This window comes from Erythrobacter sp. HI0063, assembly GCF_001635685.1.
Taxonomy (GTDB): domain Bacteria; phylum Pseudomonadota; class Alphaproteobacteria; order Sphingomonadales; family Sphingomonadaceae; genus Qipengyuania.
Genome location: NZ_LWFF01000130.1, coordinates 1 through 1,100, shown reverse-complemented (window position 1 = coordinate 1,100; position 1,100 = coordinate 1). Strand labels below are relative to the sequence as shown.

General features: G+C 57.6%; 1 protein-coding gene. It reads left to right on the top strand.

The window, feature by feature from the left end; all coding sequences use genetic code 11:
* Window positions 1-795: flagellin (locus tag A3736_RS05440; protein WP_067680215.1), on the top strand; the 795-nt coding region annotated here is incomplete at its 5' end.
* Window positions 796-1,100 lie beyond the last annotated feature (305 nt).

Genomic DNA, 1,100 nt, shown 5'->3' with positions numbered 1-1,100 from the left:
GCGATGGAGCGCCTGTCGACCGGCAAGCGCATCAACTCCGCCAAGGACGACGCCGCCGGCCTCGCCATCGCGACCAGCATGACCTCGCAGGTCCGCGGCATGAACCAGGGCATCCGCAACGCCAATGACGGTATCTCGTTGGCGCAGACCGCCGAAGGTGCGCTCAATGAAGTCACGAACATGTTGCAGCGCCAGCGCGAACTTACCGTCCAGGCTTCCAATGGGACTTATTCCGCTGATGACAAAACAAACCTTGCGGCCGAAATGGATGCTTTGAATACGCAAATCCAAAGCGTTCTGAACAATACCGAATNCAACGGTAGTAAGCTGTTCGCCGGTGGTGAATCGGCAGCTACGCCAGGGACCCTAGACCCTGCTGTAGAGAACAAAATCACTATTCAGGCTGGCGCAAATGCAAGCGATACGGTCGAAATAAATCTTGGCGCAGGCTTAGCTAATAACGCAGCATTCATCGCTGCTACCGGCACTTTTGGTGTCGATGTGACAGATCTAGCCGGCGACGGTAGCGAACTTGCCCTGTTCGACGATGCCATCAAGGTGATCTCGACGACCCGCGCCAACCTCGGTGCATCGCAGAACCAGTTGGAATCGGCGGTGAACAACCTTTCCAGCAACATCACCAACCTGTCCGACGCCCGTTCGCGGATCGAAGATACGGACTACTCGGCTGAGACGACCGCTCTCGCTAAGGCCCAGATCCTGAGCCAGGCTTCGGGTGCCATGCTCGCACAGGCCAATCAGAGCCAGCAGAACGTTCTCTCGCTGCTTCGTTAAGATAATCGGTCACCCGATTGGCGAAGGGGCTCGTCGCTCGAAAGGGCGGCGGGCCTTTTCGCGTGCGCGGGTACTTCGTGTGCTCATGCGGAAAAATTACGTAGGATTACTTAGGGCCTAGAAGACTTAGTTTGAAGATGATGTGGCAGAAAACAGGTTGGAGAACCGCAAGATCCATGCCTTCCCTTGCCTATCAGCTCACGCCGGATCGTCCGGACTGTTCGCGCCGCGCACCGCGCACGAACATGTTCGTGCGCGGTGCGCGGCGCGAACAGTCCGGACGATCCGGCGTGAGCTGATAGGCA